The following is a 17,664-nucleotide window of genomic DNA, read 5'->3' on the forward strand; positions in this document are numbered from 1 at the left end:
TCATGACGCAAACCTATAACGCTGATGCCATTGAGGTACTCACCGGGCTTGAGCCGGTTCGCCGCCGCCCTGGGATGTACACCGATACGACACGCCCAAACCATCTGGGCCAGGAAGTTATTGATAACAGTGTGGATGAAGCGCTGGCTGGCCATGCCAAACGCGTTGACGTCATCCTCCATGCCGATCAGTCGCTGGAGGTCATCGACGACGGACGCGGCATGCCGGTGGATATCCACCCGGAAGAGGGTGTGCCAGCCGTTGAGCTGATCCTCTGTCGTCTTCATGCGGGCGGTAAGTTCTCCAACAAAAACTACCAGTTCTCGGGTGGTTTGCACGGCGTGGGGATCTCCGTGGTTAACGCCCTGTCCAGACGCGTGGAAGTCAACGTCCGCCGCGACGGTCAGGTGTATAACATCGCCTTTGAAAACGGCGAGAAGGTGCAGGATCTGCAGGTCGTCGGCACGTGCGGCAAGCGCAATACCGGGACCAGCGTCCACTTCTGGCCTGACGAAAGCTTCTTCGACAGTCCTCGTTTCTCTGTTTCACGCCTGACGCACCTGCTGAAAGCCAAAGCGGTACTGTGCCCTGGCGTGGAAATTACCTTTAAAGATAACGTCAACAACACCGAACAGACCTGGCGCTATGAAGACGGTCTAAACGACTATCTGTGCGAAGCCGTTAACGGCCTGCCAACCCTGCCGGAAAAACCGTTTGTCGGTAATTTCACCGGTGATACGGAAGCGGTGGACTGGGCGCTGTTGTGGCTGCCGGAAGGCGGCGAGCTGCTGACCGAAAGCTACGTCAACCTGATCCCGACCATGCTTGGCGGTACGCACGTCAACGGTCTGCGTCAGGGGCTGCTGGATGCGATGCGCGAGTTCTGCGAATACCGCAACATTCTGCCCCGCGGCGTGAAGCTGTCGGCGGAAGATATCTGGGATCGCTGCGCCTACGTCCTGTCGGTGAAGATGCAGGATCCGCAGTTCGCCGGTCAGACCAAAGAACGTTTGTCCTCACGTCAGTGTGCGGCGTTCGTCTCCGGCGTGGTCAAAGATGCTTTCACCCTGTGGCTGAACCAGAACGTGCAGGCCGCCGAGATGCTGGCAGAAATGGCCATTTCCAGTGCCCAGCGACGTCTGCGTGCTGCCAAGAAGGTGGTGCGTAAAAAACTGACCAGTGGCCCGGCGCTTCCGGGCAAGCTGGCGGACTGTACCGCGCAGGATCTGAACCGCACCGAGCTGTTCCTCGTGGAAGGGGACTCGGCAGGGGGCTCTGCCAAGCAGGCGCGCGATCGTGAATATCAGGCGATCATGCCGCTCAAGGGTAAGATCCTGAACACCTGGGAAGTGTCGTCGGATGAAGTGCTGGCCTCGCAGGAAGTGCATGATATCTCCGTTGCGATCGGCATCGATCCGGACAGCGACGATCTGAGCCAGCTGCGCTACGGTAAGATCTGTATCCTCGCGGATGCGGACTCCGATGGTCTGCACATCGCCACGCTGCTGTGCGCGCTGTTTGTGAAGCACTTCAGGACGCTGGTGAAAAACGGTCACGTCCACGTGGCGTTGCCGCCGCTCTACCGTATCGACCTCGGCAAAGAGGTTTACTACGCGCTGACGGAAGAGGAAAAAGCGGGCGTACTGGAACAGCTCAAGCGTAAGAAGGGCAAACCGAATGTGCAGCGCTTTAAAGGGCTGGGCGAGATGAACCCGATGCAGTTGCGCGAAACCACGCTGGATCCAAACACCCGCCGCCTGGTGCAATTGACCATCAGCGACGAAGACGAACAGCAAACCAACGCCATGATGGATATGCTGCTTGCCAAGAAGCGTTCGGAAGACCGACGCAACTGGCTGCAGGAAAAAGGCGATATGGCGGATATTGAGGCCTGATGCCCTCTCTTTACTCCTCTCCCGCCGGGAGAGGGGATGGAACGAAGGCCCGGTAGGCGCTAGCGCCACCGGGCTTTTTTACATCAAAATTCCATCTTCACCGTAAACTGCACTTCACGCGGATCGCCTGGCTGGTTACCGAGGTTATTGGTCGCAATCGACGAGGTGTAGTAGGTCTTATCAAACAGGTTCTTCACGTTGACCTGCAGCGTCACCGGATACTGTAGCTTCATTTTATAGGCCGCAAAGGCATCAGCAACAACGTACCCTGGCAAATAATAATCCGCACCGTTGGTCGCGGAGCGACGGCTCACGCCGTGTCCACCGCCGCCGATTGTCAGGGTATTCCCGCCGATGACATTGTGAATATCGTACGTCAGGAACAGCGAACCGGTATGGCGCGGCACGTTTGGCAGCGGTTTGCCGGCGTAATCCGGGTCTTCCAGCACTTTCGCATCGGTGTAGCCATAGCTGGCAATAATATTGGTGTTCTCGGTCAGAGAGCCAGCCAGATCCACTTCCACGCCCTGCGAGCGCACGCGGCCAGCGGTTTTAGCAATGTTTTCACCCGCCACGCTTTCGGTGTACAGCACGTTGCGCTTGTGGATATCAAACAGCGCGATGTTGGCGGTAATACCGTTGAACAGGTCAAATTTAGCGCCGACTTCGTAGGCATTGGACGTTTCTGGCGGCAGGTCGCCAATGTAGCTCGCGATGGATGATTGCGGCATAAACGTCTGGGCGTAGTTCGCAAACAGCGAGACGGATGGCGTGAGCTTGTAGACCAGCCCCAGCTTTGGCGTCCACTGCTCGTCGCGGCTGTCGGTATTGACGTTGAACGGCCGGCCCTTGCCCGCGTACTGGGTGTAATACTGATAACGCAGCCCCGCGACGGCAATCCATTTATCCGTCAGGTACAGGGCGTCCTGAGCATAAGCGGAGTAACTCTCCTGCTTGAGCGTCTGATCGCTGTCCGCGGCGGAAACGGTCGTACACTTGCTTAGATTGCCGTAAGACGGATGGTAAATATTGAAATCTTTTACATTCTTACAGCGAATCATATCCGTGCGCAGCAGGTCGTAATTCTCATACGACACGCCGGTCAGGATCTCATTGTAAAAGCCCGCGATATCCACGTTCCCCTGCAGGTCTGCACGGGTGGAATGCATGCGCTGCGTTGATCCTTGCGTCGCATCCACACGACGGGTCAGGTTGCCGGTTTTTGCGTCATAGGCCATCACCCGCGCCTGGTTATCGCTGTATTTATCCTGGCTGTAGCTGTAATCGAACTTCGCCGTCCACTGGCTGTTAAGGCGGTATTCCGCGTTGAGCTGCGCCAGATCGGACTGGCCATCGGTAATGTTGAACGGCTCGTCAAACCGGGTTTTACGGTCAACATTCACCGGTTGTTTGGTCGTGAGATCGAAGATCGTGCCGCGATCGAACGGCGTCTTATAATCACGATGTGAATAGAGCACGGTCACGGTGGCGTCATCGCCAAACCAGGTCAGCGAGGGCGCGATAAAGGTGCTGCGCGCCTTGCCGAAACTTCGCCAGTAATCTTCGTCCTGGTACTCGCCCGTCAGGCGGTAAGCCAGGCGCGTTCCTTCAATGGGACCCGTGACATCGACCTGGCCGGTACCGCCGCCAAAACTTGAGGAGGTGCCCGAGATCGCACCGCCAAACTGTTTTTCCGGACGTCGGGTGACCACATTGATAAGCCCTCCCGGATCGAGGATGCCGTACAGCGTTGAGGCCGGTCCCTTGAGGACTTCCACACGCTCGGTGGCCGCGTTAAAGCTGCGCGGCAGCACGGTGCGCAGGCCGTTGGTCATGATTGAGCCGTCGCGGTTCGCGCCAAATCCACGGCGTACAAACGCATCCTGCGTGCCGCCCAGCGTGTTGGTCTGCACCACGTTACTGACGTTATAGAGGGCTTCATCCAGCGTGGTAGCGTGCTGATCTTCCAGCACTTTATCGCTGACAGTATTTACCACCTGCGGGATATCCAGCATCGGCATATTGGTCAGTGTGGCGGTGGAGGTGTTCAGCGGCTGATAGCCGTTGGTGGCATCGGCCACGGCATTAGGATCGGCGGTGACGGTAAGCGTTTCACCGTCCTGAGCCGCAGTGTTGTCTGCTGCCTGTACCAGCGGCGCCATAAACAGCAGTGAAAAGAGCGCGCGCCCTTTTACCCCAGAGAGCGAAGGAGTGAACGTAGCCATTACATCTGTTTTCCCGAAATATCCCGCGAATGAAGCGTCACGGAAGAATGTGTGAGTCATTGCCCTTTACGGTCTGCTCGTTAGCCATCGCTGGCATCGAACATGTAATTGAGAATCATTCAATCATGCGCTGATGTAGTAGTAAATGGAAAAAAGCAAAAATCGACTACAGCAGTACGTCCCCTCTGATACTTAGCCAGATAAGTAATTAACTCGTTGAAAATAAATTAATTAATGCGTTTATCGGCTTTCCCGTTCCTGCCCGATAACCCTGGGGTTTTAAGGGTGTTTCTTCTCTTGACTACTACATGGCGCAGCGGCAAACTCTCAAAAGAGAATGAGTTTTATTTTTATTTGTTAGTTTTTTATTAAGTTGGCGTTCACGTGGCTCACAACACGAATAAGTCAGGGCTGGTTCTTGAAAACCTCTCTGCTGGCTATCAGAAAAAAATCATCGTCGATGAGATCTCGCTTGCGATCCCCCCACAGAAAATAACCGTTCTGGTGGGCGCGAACGGCTGTGGAAAATCCACGCTGCTGGGCACGATCGCACGTTTGCTGCAACCGCTCGGGGGAGCTGCGCTGCTGGATGGCAAAGCCATTCATCAACAGCCAACCAAAGCGGTCGCCCGTCAGCTGGGCATTCTGCCGCAGTCACCGCTGTTGCCGGAAGGGTTAACCGTGTTTGAGCTGGTTTCGCGCGGGCGTTTCCCCTGGCAAAATTTTATGCGCCAGTGGAGTGACGAAGACGAGCAGGCCGTGGAAGAGGCACTGCGCCTGACCGGTACGGCGGAGTTTGCCCATTTGCCGGTGGAAAGCCTTTCCGGCGGCCAGCGTCAGCGCTGCTGGATTGCGATGGCGCTGGCGCAGCAAACGCCCTATATCCTGCTCGACGAGCCGACAACGTTTCTTGACCTCCGCTATCAGGTGGAAATCCTTGAACTGCTGCATACGCTGACCCGCCAGCACGGGCGCACCGTCGTGGTGGTGCTGCACGATCTTAACTTCGCGGTGAACTACGGTGATTCCCTGGTCTTTTTACGCCAGGGGAAAGTAGAGGGTGTGCTTCACGAGGGCGATACCTGTACGCCGGAACTGATCAAAGCGGTGTTTGAGGTTGACGTACATATGTCAGTTAATCCGCTCACTGGCAAACCGTTCTTCATGCCGTTTCGCCAGGTCGCAGAAAAATCATGATACGAACGTCACTGGCTTTTCTGCTCTTTGCGTTACTGCTGGTGATGGGCGCAATTGCACACCTGGGCACGGGCGCGCGCGTTATTTCTCCCCTGACGGTCGTGCAGGCTTTTGTCGATTTCGACCCGCGCAATTTCGACCATAACATCATTATCAGGCTGCGCCTGTTACGCCTCCTTGCGGCCATGCTGACCGGCGCTGCACTTGGCGTGGCAGGCGTCTTGCTGCAGTCCGTTATCCGTAACCCGCTGGGCGAGCCGCATATTCTGGGGCTGAATGCCGGCGCCGCGCTGGCCGTCGTGCTGACAAGCGCACTCGGGTTCACCCTGCCGTTTGGTCGCCCGCTGATTGCCGCCGCCGGCGCCGCCGCGCTGTTTCTGCTGGTACTGATGCTCTCCTCTTCGGGACGCACCGGGTTGACGCCGATGAAAGTCACCTTGTGCGGGGTGGCGATGTCGGCGTTCGCCTCCTCGATTACCGCCACGGTTCTGATCCTTGATGAGCAGACGCTTCTCGCCTTACGCACCTGGCTGGCGGGGGATTTGGCCGGGATAACAGAAGGAACGCTTCGCAGCGCTTCGTGGGCCGCTGGCGCGGGTTTCGCTCTTGCGCTCTGGCTGTCGCCGTCACTCAATATGCTGGCACTGGGGGACCGGATGGCCCAGGGGCTTGGCGTATCGCTTCTCAGGACGCGCCTGTTCGCGCTGCTTTCAATTGCGCTGCTGTGTGGCGCGGCAGTCTCCGTTGCCGGGCCGATTGGTTTTATTGGCCTCGTGGTGCCACAGCTGATACGGCGTCTGGTGACGGTGGATCTGCGCGTGATGGTGCCGCTTTCAGCCCTGTGTGGAGGGTTGGTTTTGCTGCTGGCGGATCTCGCCGCCCGCACGCTGTTTACCCCTTATGAACTGGCGACCGGCATTATGACCGCGCTGGTCGGTGCTCCCGTCTTTATCTTTATGGCCTCGAGGGTGTTCAAATGAGCCGGGCCGGACTGCGCGCGTTGCGTATAGGCAATTTTTCTACGCTGGTACGCCCGAGGGCGCTGGCCTGCCTTGCGCTGATTTCGCTCGCGGCCTTTATCCTGCTCGGGTTTGGCCTGACGCACGGCTCGCTGCCGATCCCGACGTCGGCCATCGGACGGGCGCTGCTGTATCCGCAAAGTCTGGAGGCGGATACGCGCTACATCGTGATGGATATCCGTCTGCCGCGTCTGCTGATGGCGGTGTTATGCGGTGCCATGCTCGGCATGGCGGGGGCAGCGATGCAGTCTGTCACCCGTAATGGCCTTGCCGACCCGGGGCTTATCGGCGTGAAAGAGGGATGTAGCGCGGCGGTGCTGGTGCTGATTTTTCAGTTCCCGGCGCTCAGCCTGGCCTGGCGACCGCTGGCGGGAATGGCGGGGGGCATACTCACCGCGCTGCTGGTGGTGGCGCTGGCGCGCGATATTTCGCGACCGCGATTTATCCTGACGGGGATCGGTGTTTCCTGGGCGTTTGCCGCGGCAATGGGGGTCTTCATGACCACCGCCGACGTGCGTGACGTGCAGACGGCTATGCTGTGGCTGGCGGGAAGCCTGCATGCAGCAAACTGGACGCTGGTGGGCATTGCGGCAGCCTGGACGCTGCCGGCATTTGCGCTATTGCTGTTGACCGCGCGCGCCGCAGACGTGGCCCTGATGGGCAACCCCACCGCAACGGGGCTTGGCGTACACACCTCGCGTCTGGCGCTGCTGCGCGTGCTTGCCCCGGTGGTGCTGACTGCGGCCTGCGTCTCCTGCGTGGGCAGTATCGGTTTTGTGGGACTGATTGCGCCACATATGGCACGCCTGCTGCTGCGCGGCGGACAAACCGCGCTGCTGACGGGAAGTGCCGTGCTGGGTGCGCTGCTGGTTCTGCTGGCAGATAACGTCGGACGTCTGGCTTTCCTGCCGCTGCAGCTGCCGGCAGGCGTAGTCATTTCATTGATTGGCGGACCGTTTTTCCTGCTGCTGCTCTGGCAGCGACGGGACAGATTTTAGGGGATGGTGATGCGTATACTTTTTTCGATGTTGTTGCTGGTGGGGTTTACCGTGAGTGCGGCGGAGCCGACGCAGACGTTTACCGACGATCTGAACCGCAAGGTGACTGTGCCCCTTCACCCGAAGCGGATTGTCTCGCTGCACGATCTGGATATCACCATTCCGCTGATTGAGCTCGGCGTGCCGCCAGTGGCAAGCCACGGGCGCACGCGGCCGGACGGTAGCCATTTTCTGCGCGCCAGCGGCATGCTGACGGGCGTTGATTTTGATAACGCCGACATCAAATTTATCGGCTCCGCGGATATCGACATCGAGGCCATCGCCGCTGCAAAGCCGGATCTGATCATCACCGAACCAACCCGTAACACGCCGGTTGAACAGCTGGAGAAAATTGCCCCGACGGTGAGTATCGATCATCTCGATGGCGGCGCGCCGGAGATCTACCGCAAGCTCGCACAGCTCACGGGCACCGAAGCCCGGCTGAAGATCCTTGAACGTCGCTATCAGGAGCAGATTAACGCCCTGAAAGCGACCATCGACACCCGCAACATTACCGTGTCGGTGATACAGGCCAACCAGGGCAAAATCAACGCCATGCACAGCTACCACTCGCTGGGGCGCGTGCTGCGCGACGCAGGATTCACATTCCCGCCGCTGATTGAGTCCATCCCTGACGGCGGTCGAATTGACGTCAGCGCCGAGCGTCTGCCCGAGCTGGATGCAGATTTTGTCTTTGCCACCTGGCGCGGGGATACCGGCGGCAAACCGCAGGATGAGCTGGCAGCGATGGATGCCGTGATGCCTGGCTGGTGTCAGTTCCTCAATGCCTGTCGCACCGGCCACTACGTACTGATCTCCCGTGAAGAGGCCATCTCGAACTCCTTTGCCTCCTTAGGCCTGATGGCCGCCCAGGTGCAGTCGCAGATTGCCGGTCGACCGCTGCCGGAGGCGTCACAGTGATCAGAAAAGACAAAGCCCGGGTTGATGTCTATGGCGACCGCTTTCGCTCGCGGGGGCACCAGCTCACGCCGCGCCTGCTGCAGGTTGCGCGTTACATCAATGAAAACCGCGAAGCGGTGATGGAGCAGACGGCGATGGAGATTGCCGCGTTGCTGAAAACCTCGGACGCTACGGTGGTACGCGCCATTCAGGCTCTTGGCTTTGCCGGGCTGCGTGACCTGAAGCAGACTCTGGAGCAGTGGTTTGGGCCGGTGGTCTCCTCCAGCGAAAAAATGTCCACCACGGTGAATACGCTCACCAGCGACGTGAACGCGAGCATCGATTTTGTGCTGGAAGGGCATCAGCATACCTGTGACGTGCTATCCGAGCCGCACAACCGCTACGCAATGGCGCAGGCGGTGTCGTTGCTGGCGCAGGCACGTCAGGTCGCGATCTTTGGGATTGGGGCTTCCGGCATTCTGGCCGAGTACACTTCCCGGCTGTTCAGCCGTATCGGTCTGCCCGCTATTGCACTCAACCGCACCGGCATTGGTCTGGCAGAGCAGTTGATAGCCTTACAGCGCGGCGACGTGCTGGTGATGATGGCGCAAAAATCGGCCCACCGGGAAGGACAAACCACGCTGCGTGAAGCGAAACGGCTGGGTATTCCCACGATATTGCTGACCAATGCTACGGACTCGCGCTTCAGCAAAGAGGCCAGCGTGGTGATCCACGTTCCGCGCGGCGGTGAAAAGGGCAAAATTCCGCTCCATGGCACGGTGCTGCTGTGTCTGGAGATGATTATTTTATCTGTAGCCTCAACGGAGCCCCAGCGCACCATCAGGTCGATGAAGCGCATTAACGAATTTCATCGCGGGTTAAAACCGGGCAAGAAGAGCGGGTGAGGGGATCACGCCGCGCCATGATTTTTCCGGTACTGCAGCGGCGTCTCGCCAATCCCTTTTTTAAAGGCGCTGATAAACCACGTCACATCGGAAAATCCCACCCGTGCGGCAATCTCACGCACGCTGGCATCGCTGTGCAGTAAGTACTCGCAGGCTTTTCGCAGCCGTAGCGTATTCAGATAGTCGTGGATCTTCTCGCCTGTTTCCGCATGAAATTTTCGCGATACATAGCTGCGTGATTTCCCCAGCTCAGCCGCCAGCGCATCCAGGCGAAATTTCTCCCGATAGTGCTCATCCAGCCAGAACATCACCTGGCTTGCCACCCCCTGACTGCTCCCCGGGGCACCGTCGTTATCATCCGGCAGCATGGCAAACAGGCTAATCAACAGCCCGGCAATGTTTTCGCTGTTCAGCGGCGGCTGATAACAGCCAAGAAGATAATCGATATGCTTCTGGCAATGCGCCAGGTCAGCGACCCAGGCCTCGCCGCCACGATGAGACAGCTTCTGCAGACGCTGCTGAGCCTGCGGAAAATCACGCAGGGTTTTCAGTACGGCATGCTGGTCGAGATGAATAATGGTGCGCCTGTAAAGGGCCTCTGCCTTCTCGTCCACCATCACCTTATGCAGAGTAAACGGTGGGAAGAAAAACAGCCGCCCGGGGCGCATGGTGTAGTGACGGTTATCGACAATCGCCACGCCAAAGCCTTCTTCCACATAGAGAATTTCCAGACACTGATGCCAGTGGTGATAGCGCACCGTATTGGCGAACAGGCGGCTAAACGACACCACGGTGTCATTTAAGGTAATCAGCTCCAGATGATCGGATGTTGGCGTGTCGCGCATAGTGCAATAAAACTCAACTTTTTCCCGTCAGAATCTCTTTATAAACCACCTTTTTAAATTTTCTTAACTGTGGGTTTATTCATCGCTCTTACCTGTGACACGGCTAACATTTCTGCCCCGTGTGGATTCACTATGCTTTGCCGCAGTTGATTACGAGGGTGAGCGTATGTGGGCGGCAAATAAAGAAAAATCAAATCCGTTGTCTTCACGCCAGGATATCGTGGCGTCACTGAATACTCTGTTGAGTGCGCTGGATAAGGCGTTTGCGCCGGGCAGTTCACGATTTTCGCTGGGCGAAACCTGTGCGCATTACAGCACGGATATCGCGCAGATGGAGGGACTCTCACGTGCGCTATGGGGGCTGTTTCCGCTGCTGGCATCCGGTGATGCCAGCCCTTTTTGCGAAAAATACCTTACCGCGATCAAACTCGGCACCGATCCGCACAGTGACGGTTACTGGGGCGAAACCGGCCCCTACGATCAGCGTCTGGTCGAAATGGCGGCCTACGGTCTGGGGCTTGCCCTGCTGGGGGATAAACTCACCGCGCACTTCACCGGGCGCGAGGTCATGAACCTGCACGCATGGCTCAACCAGATCGCCCATGCGCAAATGCCGGACAGCAACTGGAACTACTTTGCCATTATGGTGCAGCTCGGTTTTAAGCGCGCCGGGCTGCCGTATGACCAGACGGCGATTGACCGACGGTTTGCGATGATGGAGGCCTATTATCTGGGCGATGGCTGGTATTCCGACGGGCCGGGGCGGCCGAAAGATTATTACATCTCGATGGCATTCCATTTCTACGGCCTGATTTACGCCACCCTGAGCGGTGACGAGGAGAGGGCGCAGGTGCTGCGAGCGCGTTCGCGCCTGTTCGCCGAAGACTTTATCTACTGGTCAGCCGCCGACGGTGCCTCGGTACCGTTTGGTCGCAGTCTGACCTATCGCTTTGCAATGGTCGCCTTCTGGAGTGCGGTCGCCTTTTCCGGTCTGGAGGTGTTCACCCCGGGGATTGTGAAGGGCATCGTGCTGCGCCATCTGCGCTGGTGGCAGCAACAGCCCATCACCGATCGGGACGGCATTCTGACCCTCGGTTTTGCTTATCCGAACCTGGCGATGTGTGAGGACTATAACGCCCCCGGCTCGCCATACTGGGCGCTGAAAACCTACCTGATTCTGGCGATGCCGGAGGACCATCCGTTCTGGCAGGCTGAAGAGCAGCCGCTGCCCGCGCTTGCGGAAAAACGCGTCATCCCGCATGCACAGCAGATCCTGATGCATGCCGGTCAGTCGCAGCACGTCACTCTGCTTACCGCCGGGCAGCTTGAGCTGAATAACTACGTGAATACGGAAGCCAAATACACCAAATTTGCCTACTCCAGCCGCTTTGGTTTCACGATTGAGCGCGGACGGTTTGGCCTGAAACATGCCGCCTGCGACTCCATGCTGCTGCTGGCAGACGGGGATAACTATTTCCGCGGGCGCCGCGAGTGTGAAGCGGTGCGGGTCACTGACGATTATCTCTACTCACGCTGGTCTCCGTGGCATGACGTCCATATCGAAACCTGGCAAGTGCCGTTTGGTGAGTGGCACCTGCGCCTGCACCGTATCAACAGCGCCCGTCGACTGAATACGGCGGAGGGCGGTTTTGCGGTGATGAACACCGAACCGCAGATCCGTGAGAACGGATGCTGGCTTGTCGCCGGTAACGGCACCAGCGTGCTGGTCGATCTCTCTCCGGTGGTTAACCGTGAACCGGACAGCATCGTCACACCGCCGAACAGCAGCATTATGTTCCCGGAATGCGCTGCCATTCCGCTGTTGAAAACCACGCTTGCGCAGGGGGAGAGCTGGCTCTGTTGTGCCGCCGTCGCCGGCGAAAGCCAGCCGGTTATGGCAGTCCCACAACTGAATATTAGCGAGAACCGGGTTGTTATCCGCGAGCCCGGCAGTGAGCGACAGCTGTCGTTCTCATTATAAAAACTCTGACCCTACACGTCGGCGAGGATGATATGAAAAAGACCGCTACAACAAACAGAACTGAATATTACAAAATCAGCAGTTTTATATTTCTCTATTTCTTTACCTGGTCTGCCAGTATTGGCCTGCTGGCTATCTGGTTAGGCCAGAAAGCGAACCTCAGTGGTTCGGTGATTGGTACCGTATTTGCGGTGAACGGTATTTTCTCCGTCATTCTGAAGCCCATTTATGGCTATATTCTCGATAAGATCGGCATGAGTAAATACCTGCTCTATTTTGTGGTGGCAATGTCTGCCCTGATGGCGCCGTTCTTTATTTATGTCTATCAGCCGCTGTTAATGTCCAACACGCTGCTGGGGATTATTATTGGCGCACTCTATTTAAGCTTTGCCTGGTATGCGGGCGTGGCGGCGTGCGAATCCTATTCTGACCGTTTTAGCCGTTTAAATGGCATGGAATTTGGCCAGATCCGGATGTGGGGCTCCCTTGGCTGGGCAGTGGCGTCCTCCTTCTCCGGCCTGCTGTTTAATCTCTCACCAGCGTATAACTTTATTATGGGCAGCGTGGCATCGGTGGTGATGCTGATTGTCCTGTTGAGCCTGAAAGTGAACACTAACTCCGCACATGCCGGCGAAGTGCTGACGAAAGAGAAAATTGCCCCGTCAGACGTTTACGCGCTGCTGCGTAACCGTAAATTCTGGGCCTTCTGTCTGTACGTGGCCGGTGTGGCGTGGATGATGTTTATCGCCGAGCAGCAGTTTTCGCGCTATTTCGTGACCTTCTTTGATGATATTCACCAGGGCAATGCGGTGTTTGGTTATCTGGGGACCGTGCAGTCGGGAATGGAGTTTGTCATGTATATGGTGATCCCGCTGCTGGTGAACGCTATTGGCGCCAAACGTGGGCTGTTAATTGTCGGGCTGGTGGTCGGTGCGCGTCTGATTATTTCCGGTCTGTGTGATTCACATCTGTTAATTTCCATTCTTAAGCCGCTGTACGGTCTGGAAATTTGTCTGCTGCTGGTCTCCGTCTTTAAATATATTGCCGAACATTTCGATAAGCGCGTTAACGCCACCATGTATTTGCTGGGATATCAGGCGATGCTGTACGTCGGCAATGTTGTGGTCTCGTCGCCTGCCGGCTATATGTATGACCGCATCGGTTTCGAGAACACCTATATCATCATGGGCGCCACGGCGCTGATCTTCACGTTTATTTCTGCCTTTACGTTATCTGCCTGCCAGAGTAAATGGCGCGGCCCCCGCGCGCTGAACGTAGCAGAACCCTCATCACGATAATTAAGCCGTCAAAGAAGGAACCGAAATATGTTAAGTCGTATCGCAGAGGAACGCCTGCCCGCTATCCCCGTGCCCGTTGACTCGCGCGTATTCCGCGATGAACTGAGTTCAGCACGCGACCATGTCCTTGCGCTGATTAGCCGCCATTTAACGGCGTTTGGTGAGCAGTTCCCGGCGGAAACCTGCCAGCAGGGTTTTTATCCGCTGACCGACAACGTGGAGTGGACCACCAGCTTCTGGACCGGGCAGCTGTGGCTGGCGTGGGAGATGAGCGGCGAAGCGAAATTCCGCGCGATGGCGGAAAAACATGTGCGCTCGTTTGGACTGCGTATCGCCGGGCGCCACGACACAAATACCCATGATCTGGGCTTTTTGTATACGCTCTCCTGCGTGGCGGCCTGGCGACTGACCGGTAACCGTGAGGCGCGTGGCTTCTCGCTGCTGGCGGCGGAGGCGCTGCTGGAGCGCTTCCACGAGAAGGCAAAGATTATTCAGGCGTGGGGCGATCTGGCTGACCCGGAACAGGCCGGGCGGATGATTATCGACTGCAATATGAACCTGCCGCTGCTCTACTGGGCGAGCGAACAGACGGGCGATCCGCGCTTTGCCGATGCCGCCAAAGCACACGTGATGCAGGCAGCGAGGTACCTTATCCGTGAAGATGCCTCAACGTTCCACACCTACTATATGGATGTGCACACCGGCGCGGCGCGCTACGGTAATACTCAGCAAGGCTATGCCGATGACTCCTGCTGGTCGCGCGGGCAGGCGTGGGGAATTTACGGCTTCCTGTTGAGCTACATCTATACCGGTGATGCGACGATGATTGCCCTGTCGAAACGGCTGGCGAACTACTTCCTCAACCGTCTGCCGGAAGATTACGTCTGCCACTGGGACCTGGCGCTGGTCGGCACGGATGCGCTACGCGACGCGTCCTCGGCGGCGATTGCGGTATGTGGCCTGCTGGAGCTGGTGAAGCATCTGCCGGTGACCGACCCGGATCGCGAGCGGTATTCTGAATGGGCAAAAGGAATGATGTCGTCACTGACGAAACACTACCTGATGGGCAAAGATGAGAAGGGCACTGGGCTGCTGAAGCACTCCGTTTATCATCTGGCAAGCAATAAAGGCGTGGACGAGTGCGCGAGCTGGGGGGACTACTTCTACGTGGAGGCGCTGGTCAGGTTTACCCAAAGCTGGAAGTTGTACTGGTAATATGCCTCCCTGACCCTCTCCCGGAAGGGGGAGGGCAGGAATCAGGAACTGGGTAAACTTACACCCCTTGCTCCAGAATGCGGATATGCGTTTCCAGCACATCGCCCTTCACCGCGTCGCTCCACGCTTTCATGTGCGCGGTCTGCAGGTGGGCTTCAAGATGGGCCACGGTTTCCCACTGCTCAATCATAATGATCGAGTCTGGGGCAGTAGCCTGGAAGCTGGCGGTGGTGGTGGCGTCGACCATCGGCGCGTAGCCGTGGCAGCCTTCTTCCTTCAGTACGGCGGGGATAATTTTCACGAACTCATCCAGCACCGCCTGGCGGTGATGTTGGCCTGGACGAGTACGGATTTCAGCAATAACAGTAAGCATGGTTAACTCCTTCTAATTCCAGGTTACCAGTTAAGCAAAAATTTCCGCGAGATGCTTGCGATATTCTGCGATATAGCGCGGGACGTCAGGCATTTTGATGACGTCGTTAACGATAAAGGTTGGCAGCGGCGTCATTCCGAGGAACTGGTTAGCTTTGTGGAACGGCAGATATGCGCCGTCAACGCCCACCCCTTCGAAGAACTGATCTTTCTCGGTGAACGCTTCCAGCGGTGCGTTCCAGGTCAGGGACAGCATATATTTTTTGCCCTGAATCAGGCCGCCAGAACCGTATTTTTTGGAGGCGTCGGAGCGGGTGCGACCGTCGCTGGCGTACAGTGCGCCATGGCCTTCGGTGAAGACATCATCCATGTATTTTTTCACGGTCCAGGGGGCACCCATCCACCAGCCAGGCATCTGCCAGATAATCACGTCAGCCCACAGGAAGTTCTGCACTTCCGCGTTGACATCGTAATCGCTGTCCGCGCGCACGACCTTAACATCATGCCCGGCGTCGCGCAGAAAACCGTCCGCGACCTCGGTCAGGGTGTCATTCAGCTGGCCTTTAGAGTGCGCAAATTCTTTTGCACCGTTGATAATCAGAATGTTGCTCATGAGGTGTCCTCGAAGATGAAAGTATGGCGAGGATTTTACGCGCGCGAGCGATGCGGTTAAATGAGCAAAATGTGCAAAGTCTTTTGCATTAAACGCAATAATCCCTTACCAGCTGACCTTCACTTCGAAGCCGCCTTCTGCCGCATTGCCCAGCGCGACGCGCATACCATGCAGGGCGGCAATGCGCCTGACGATAGATAACCCCAGGCCGCTACCCGTTGCATCCTGTCCCGGTGGGCGATAAAAACGCTCACCAATACGCGCCAGCGCATCGGTGGAAACGCCGGGGCCGGTGTCACGCACGGTAAAACGCCGGGTGTCCAGCGTGACGTCCACCACGCTGCCCTGCGGGCTATAACGCACGGCGTTGTCCAGCAGGTTACGCACCAGCAGGCTCAGCAGCAGCGGCTGGCCCTGACGTGTGATCTGTGGAGCATGAATGTTCAGGCGAATATCAATCCCGGCCTGCTGTGCCGGATGCCAGATATCCAGCACTGCCGACTGCAGGAGATCGGCCATCACGATCGGTTCGATATCGTCGAGGTTATCCAGCGAGTCCAGACGCGACAGCGTAAGGAGCTGATCCACCAGCCGGGATGCGCGATCGATACCCGCATGCAGCTGCGCCAGCGCTTTTTGCTGCGCCTGCGGATCGTCCTGATACAGTTGCGCCACGTCGGTTTGCACCTTCAGGGCTGCGAGAGGGCTGCGTAGCTCGTGCGCGGCATCTGAGGTAAAACGACGCTCGCGGGTCATCATCTCCTGGGTTCGCGTGAACAGATGGTTCAGCGAGTCGAGCAGCGGGCGCACCTCAGTGGGAACCCCCTGAGTCGGGAGCGCGTCGGTGGCATCCGGTGAGCGGGAGCGCAGGGTCTGCGCCAGTTTTTTTAACGGTTTCAGCTCCCGGCTCAGCAGAACAATAAGCAACAACAGCATCAGGGGCAGCGCGACCAGCCACGGGGTCAACTGGGAGCTGACCACATCTACCGCCATCTCCTGGCGATACTCCCACTCCTGGCCGACCACCACGCGGTACTTTCCGTCGGGTGAGGTGAGCCATAAAAAACGCCACTCGTCGTTGTCGCCCTGCAGCCGTCCATTATCAAACCCGTCGCGGCGATAGTGGTACGGAATGTCCCGCCCGTTTTCGCCGTCATTTAATATCATCTTGCCGTCGGTGGCGTAGATGGCGAAGGCCAGCGCGTCGTCATCCAGACGACCGTGCTTCGCTTTTTTGGGGATCTCACGCATCCGTTCGGGGGCCCGGATCTCATCCAGATCCATGGTCAACAGCCGTTTGGCAAACAGCATCTGCTGCGTATCGAACAGCTTATCCAGCGTGTGGGTGGTCTGCTGCCAGGCGACCAGGCTTGCGGCAAACCACGCCGTCAGCGACAGCACTAAAAAGAGGAGCGTCAGGCGCAGCTTCAGGCTCAGGCGTTGAGTCAGTTTCATGCGTCACCCAGGGTATAGCCGATACCGTGCACGGTGCGGATAAATTCGCTGCCCAGTTTACGACGAAGATGGTGGACGTGGACTTCAACGGCGTTGCTGGAGACGTCGTCGTCCCAGGTGTAGAGCTTTTCCTCGATCAGCTTGCGCGGCAGCACGCGGCCCGCGTTACGCATCAGCAGCTCCAGCAGGGCGAACTCTTTCGGCTTGAGCGTCAGCGTTTCGCCGTCCAGCGTGGCCACGAGACTGGTGGGATCGAGCGTGACCTTTCCGTGGTGCAACTCGCTGCGGGTCTGGCCGTGGCTTCGGCGCACCAGCGCCTCAAGGCGGGCAGCCACTTCGATCAGTGCAAAGGGCTTGCACAGGTAATCATCCGCCCCCAGACGCAGCCCTTCGACACGCTGGTTCAACGCATCCCGCGCCGTCAGAATCAATACCGGCTCGCGGCGTCCGCTTTCGCGCCAGGCGCGCAGAATCTCCAGTCCGTCGATTTCCGGCAGCGTCAGATCCAGCACTACGGCATCATACGGTGCAGAATGAAGCGCGGTCTGGCCGGTTTTTCCGTCGGTGAACCAGTCCACGCTAAAGCCCATTTTGCTTAACCCCGCTTTGATGCCATCGCCGATCAACTTGTCGTCTTCAACCAGTAAAATGCGCATGTTCCCTCCTTGATAACGTCAGTAAACCCTCTGCATCAGCCTGCTGTACAG

General features: G+C 57.6%; 15 protein-coding genes. 9 read left to right on the forward strand and 6 right to left on the reverse strand.

Annotated elements, in window-relative coordinates; translation table 11 throughout:
• Positions 1 to 2 precede the first annotated feature (2 nt).
• Positions 3 to 1,895: a DNA topoisomerase IV subunit B gene (parE, locus tag AM410_RS10775; protein ID WP_020883640.1), complete on the forward strand. Its 1,893-nt coding sequence runs from the start codon at positions 3 to 5 to the stop codon at positions 1,893 to 1,895.
• A gap of 83 nt (positions 1,896 to 1,978) precedes the next feature.
• Here the strand turns inward: parE and AM410_RS10780 are convergent, their stop codons facing one another.
• The gene (locus AM410_RS10780) at positions 1,979 to 4,120 is read right to left on the reverse strand and encodes a TonB-dependent siderophore receptor (RefSeq protein ID WP_073396374.1); all 2,142 of its coding nucleotides are present in this window, start codon (positions 4,118 to 4,120) and stop codon (positions 1,979 to 1,981) included.
• A 384-nt stretch (positions 4,121 to 4,504) separates the two neighbouring features.
• On the opposite strand from AM410_RS10780, the gene AM410_RS10785 reads away from it, so the two are divergent.
• From AM410_RS10785 to AM410_RS10805, 5 genes are read left to right on the forward strand one after another with little or no spacing between them, the layout of a single operon-like run.
• Positions 4,505 to 5,317, forward strand: coding sequence for an ABC transporter ATP-binding protein (locus tag AM410_RS10785; protein WP_073396375.1), 813 nt, complete (start codon positions 4,505 to 4,507; stop codon positions 5,315 to 5,317).
• Positions 5,314 to 6,297 carry a FecCD family ABC transporter permease gene (locus tag AM410_RS10790; protein ID WP_073396377.1) on the forward strand — a complete coding sequence of 328 codons (984 nt, stop codon included), beginning with the start codon at positions 5,314 to 5,316 and terminating at the stop codon, positions 6,295 to 6,297. The genes AM410_RS10785 and AM410_RS10790 overlap by 4 nt, the downstream gene beginning before the upstream one ends.
• A complete protein-coding gene (locus tag AM410_RS10795) occupies positions 6,294 to 7,334 on the forward strand; it encodes a FecCD family ABC transporter permease (RefSeq protein ID WP_073396378.1) in 1,041 nt (346 codons plus the stop codon). The genes AM410_RS10790 and AM410_RS10795 overlap by 4 nt, the downstream gene beginning before the upstream one ends.
• 9 nt (positions 7,335 to 7,343) lie before the next feature.
• Positions 7,344 to 8,294 (forward strand): iron-siderophore ABC transporter substrate-binding protein, encoded by a 951-nt coding sequence (locus AM410_RS10800; RefSeq protein ID WP_073396560.1) that lies wholly within the window; start codon positions 7,344 to 7,346, stop codon positions 8,292 to 8,294.
• Complete coding sequence (locus AM410_RS10805) at positions 8,291 to 9,178, forward strand: MurR/RpiR family transcriptional regulator (RefSeq protein WP_014171632.1); 888 nt, start codon at positions 8,291 to 8,293, stop codon at positions 9,176 to 9,178. Before AM410_RS10800 ends, AM410_RS10805 begins: the two co-directional genes overlap by 4 nt.
• Positions 9,179 to 9,183: 5 nt before the next feature.
• Here the strand turns inward: AM410_RS10805 and AM410_RS10810 are convergent, their stop codons facing one another.
• Positions 9,184 to 10,023: an AraC family transcriptional regulator gene (locus tag AM410_RS10810; RefSeq protein ID WP_047956105.1), complete on the reverse strand. Its 840-nt coding sequence runs from the start codon at positions 10,021 to 10,023 to the stop codon at positions 9,184 to 9,186.
• Positions 10,024 to 10,189: 166 nt separating this feature from the next.
• On the opposite strand from AM410_RS10810, the gene AM410_RS10815 reads away from it, so the two are divergent.
• From AM410_RS10815 to AM410_RS10825, 3 genes are read left to right on the forward strand one after another with little or no spacing between them, the layout of a single operon-like run.
• Positions 10,190 to 12,004, forward strand: a complete 1,815-nt coding sequence (locus tag AM410_RS10815) for a DUF2264 domain-containing protein (protein WP_073396380.1) — start codon at positions 10,190 to 10,192, stop codon at positions 12,002 to 12,004.
• A 32-nt stretch (positions 12,005 to 12,036) separates the two neighbouring features.
• Positions 12,037 to 13,302, forward strand: a complete 1,266-nt coding sequence (locus AM410_RS10820; RefSeq protein WP_025203155.1) for an oligosaccharide MFS transporter — start codon at positions 12,037 to 12,039, stop codon at positions 13,300 to 13,302.
• A gap of 27 nt (positions 13,303 to 13,329) precedes the next feature.
• On the forward strand, positions 13,330 to 14,517 hold the full coding sequence (locus AM410_RS10825) for a glycoside hydrolase family 88 protein (RefSeq protein WP_073396381.1): 1,188 nt from the start codon (positions 13,330 to 13,332) through the stop codon (positions 14,515 to 14,517).
• 58 nt (positions 14,518 to 14,575) lie between these two features.
• Here the strand turns inward: AM410_RS10825 and AM410_RS10830 are convergent, their stop codons facing one another.
• The 4 genes from AM410_RS10830 to qseB form a co-directional block, all read right to left on the reverse strand.
• Positions 14,576 to 14,890 carry a putative quinol monooxygenase gene (locus AM410_RS10830; protein ID WP_073396383.1) on the reverse strand — a complete coding sequence of 105 codons (315 nt, stop codon included), beginning with the start codon at positions 14,888 to 14,890 and terminating at the stop codon, positions 14,576 to 14,578.
• Positions 14,891 to 14,920: 30 nt separating this feature from the next.
• Positions 14,921 to 15,502 carry an NAD(P)H-dependent oxidoreductase gene (locus AM410_RS10835; RefSeq protein WP_014171626.1) on the reverse strand — a complete coding sequence of 194 codons (582 nt, stop codon included), beginning with the start codon at positions 15,500 to 15,502 and terminating at the stop codon, positions 14,921 to 14,923.
• A gap of 105 nt (positions 15,503 to 15,607) precedes the next feature.
• Positions 15,608 to 16,957: a quorum sensing histidine kinase QseC gene (qseC, locus tag AM410_RS10840; RefSeq protein WP_073396384.1), complete on the reverse strand. Its 1,350-nt coding sequence runs from the start codon at positions 16,955 to 16,957 to the stop codon at positions 15,608 to 15,610.
• On the reverse strand, positions 16,954 to 17,613 hold the full coding sequence (qseB, locus tag AM410_RS10845) for a quorum sensing response regulator transcription factor QseB (protein WP_040018828.1): 660 nt from the start codon (positions 17,611 to 17,613) through the stop codon (positions 16,954 to 16,956). The genes qseC and qseB overlap by 4 nt, the downstream gene beginning before the upstream one ends.
• Positions 17,614 to 17,664 lie beyond the last annotated feature (51 nt).

Source organism: Enterobacter cloacae complex sp. FDA-CDC-AR_0164 (genome assembly GCF_003071645.1).
Classification (GTDB): domain Bacteria; phylum Pseudomonadota; class Gammaproteobacteria; order Enterobacterales; family Enterobacteriaceae; genus Enterobacter; species Enterobacter ludwigii.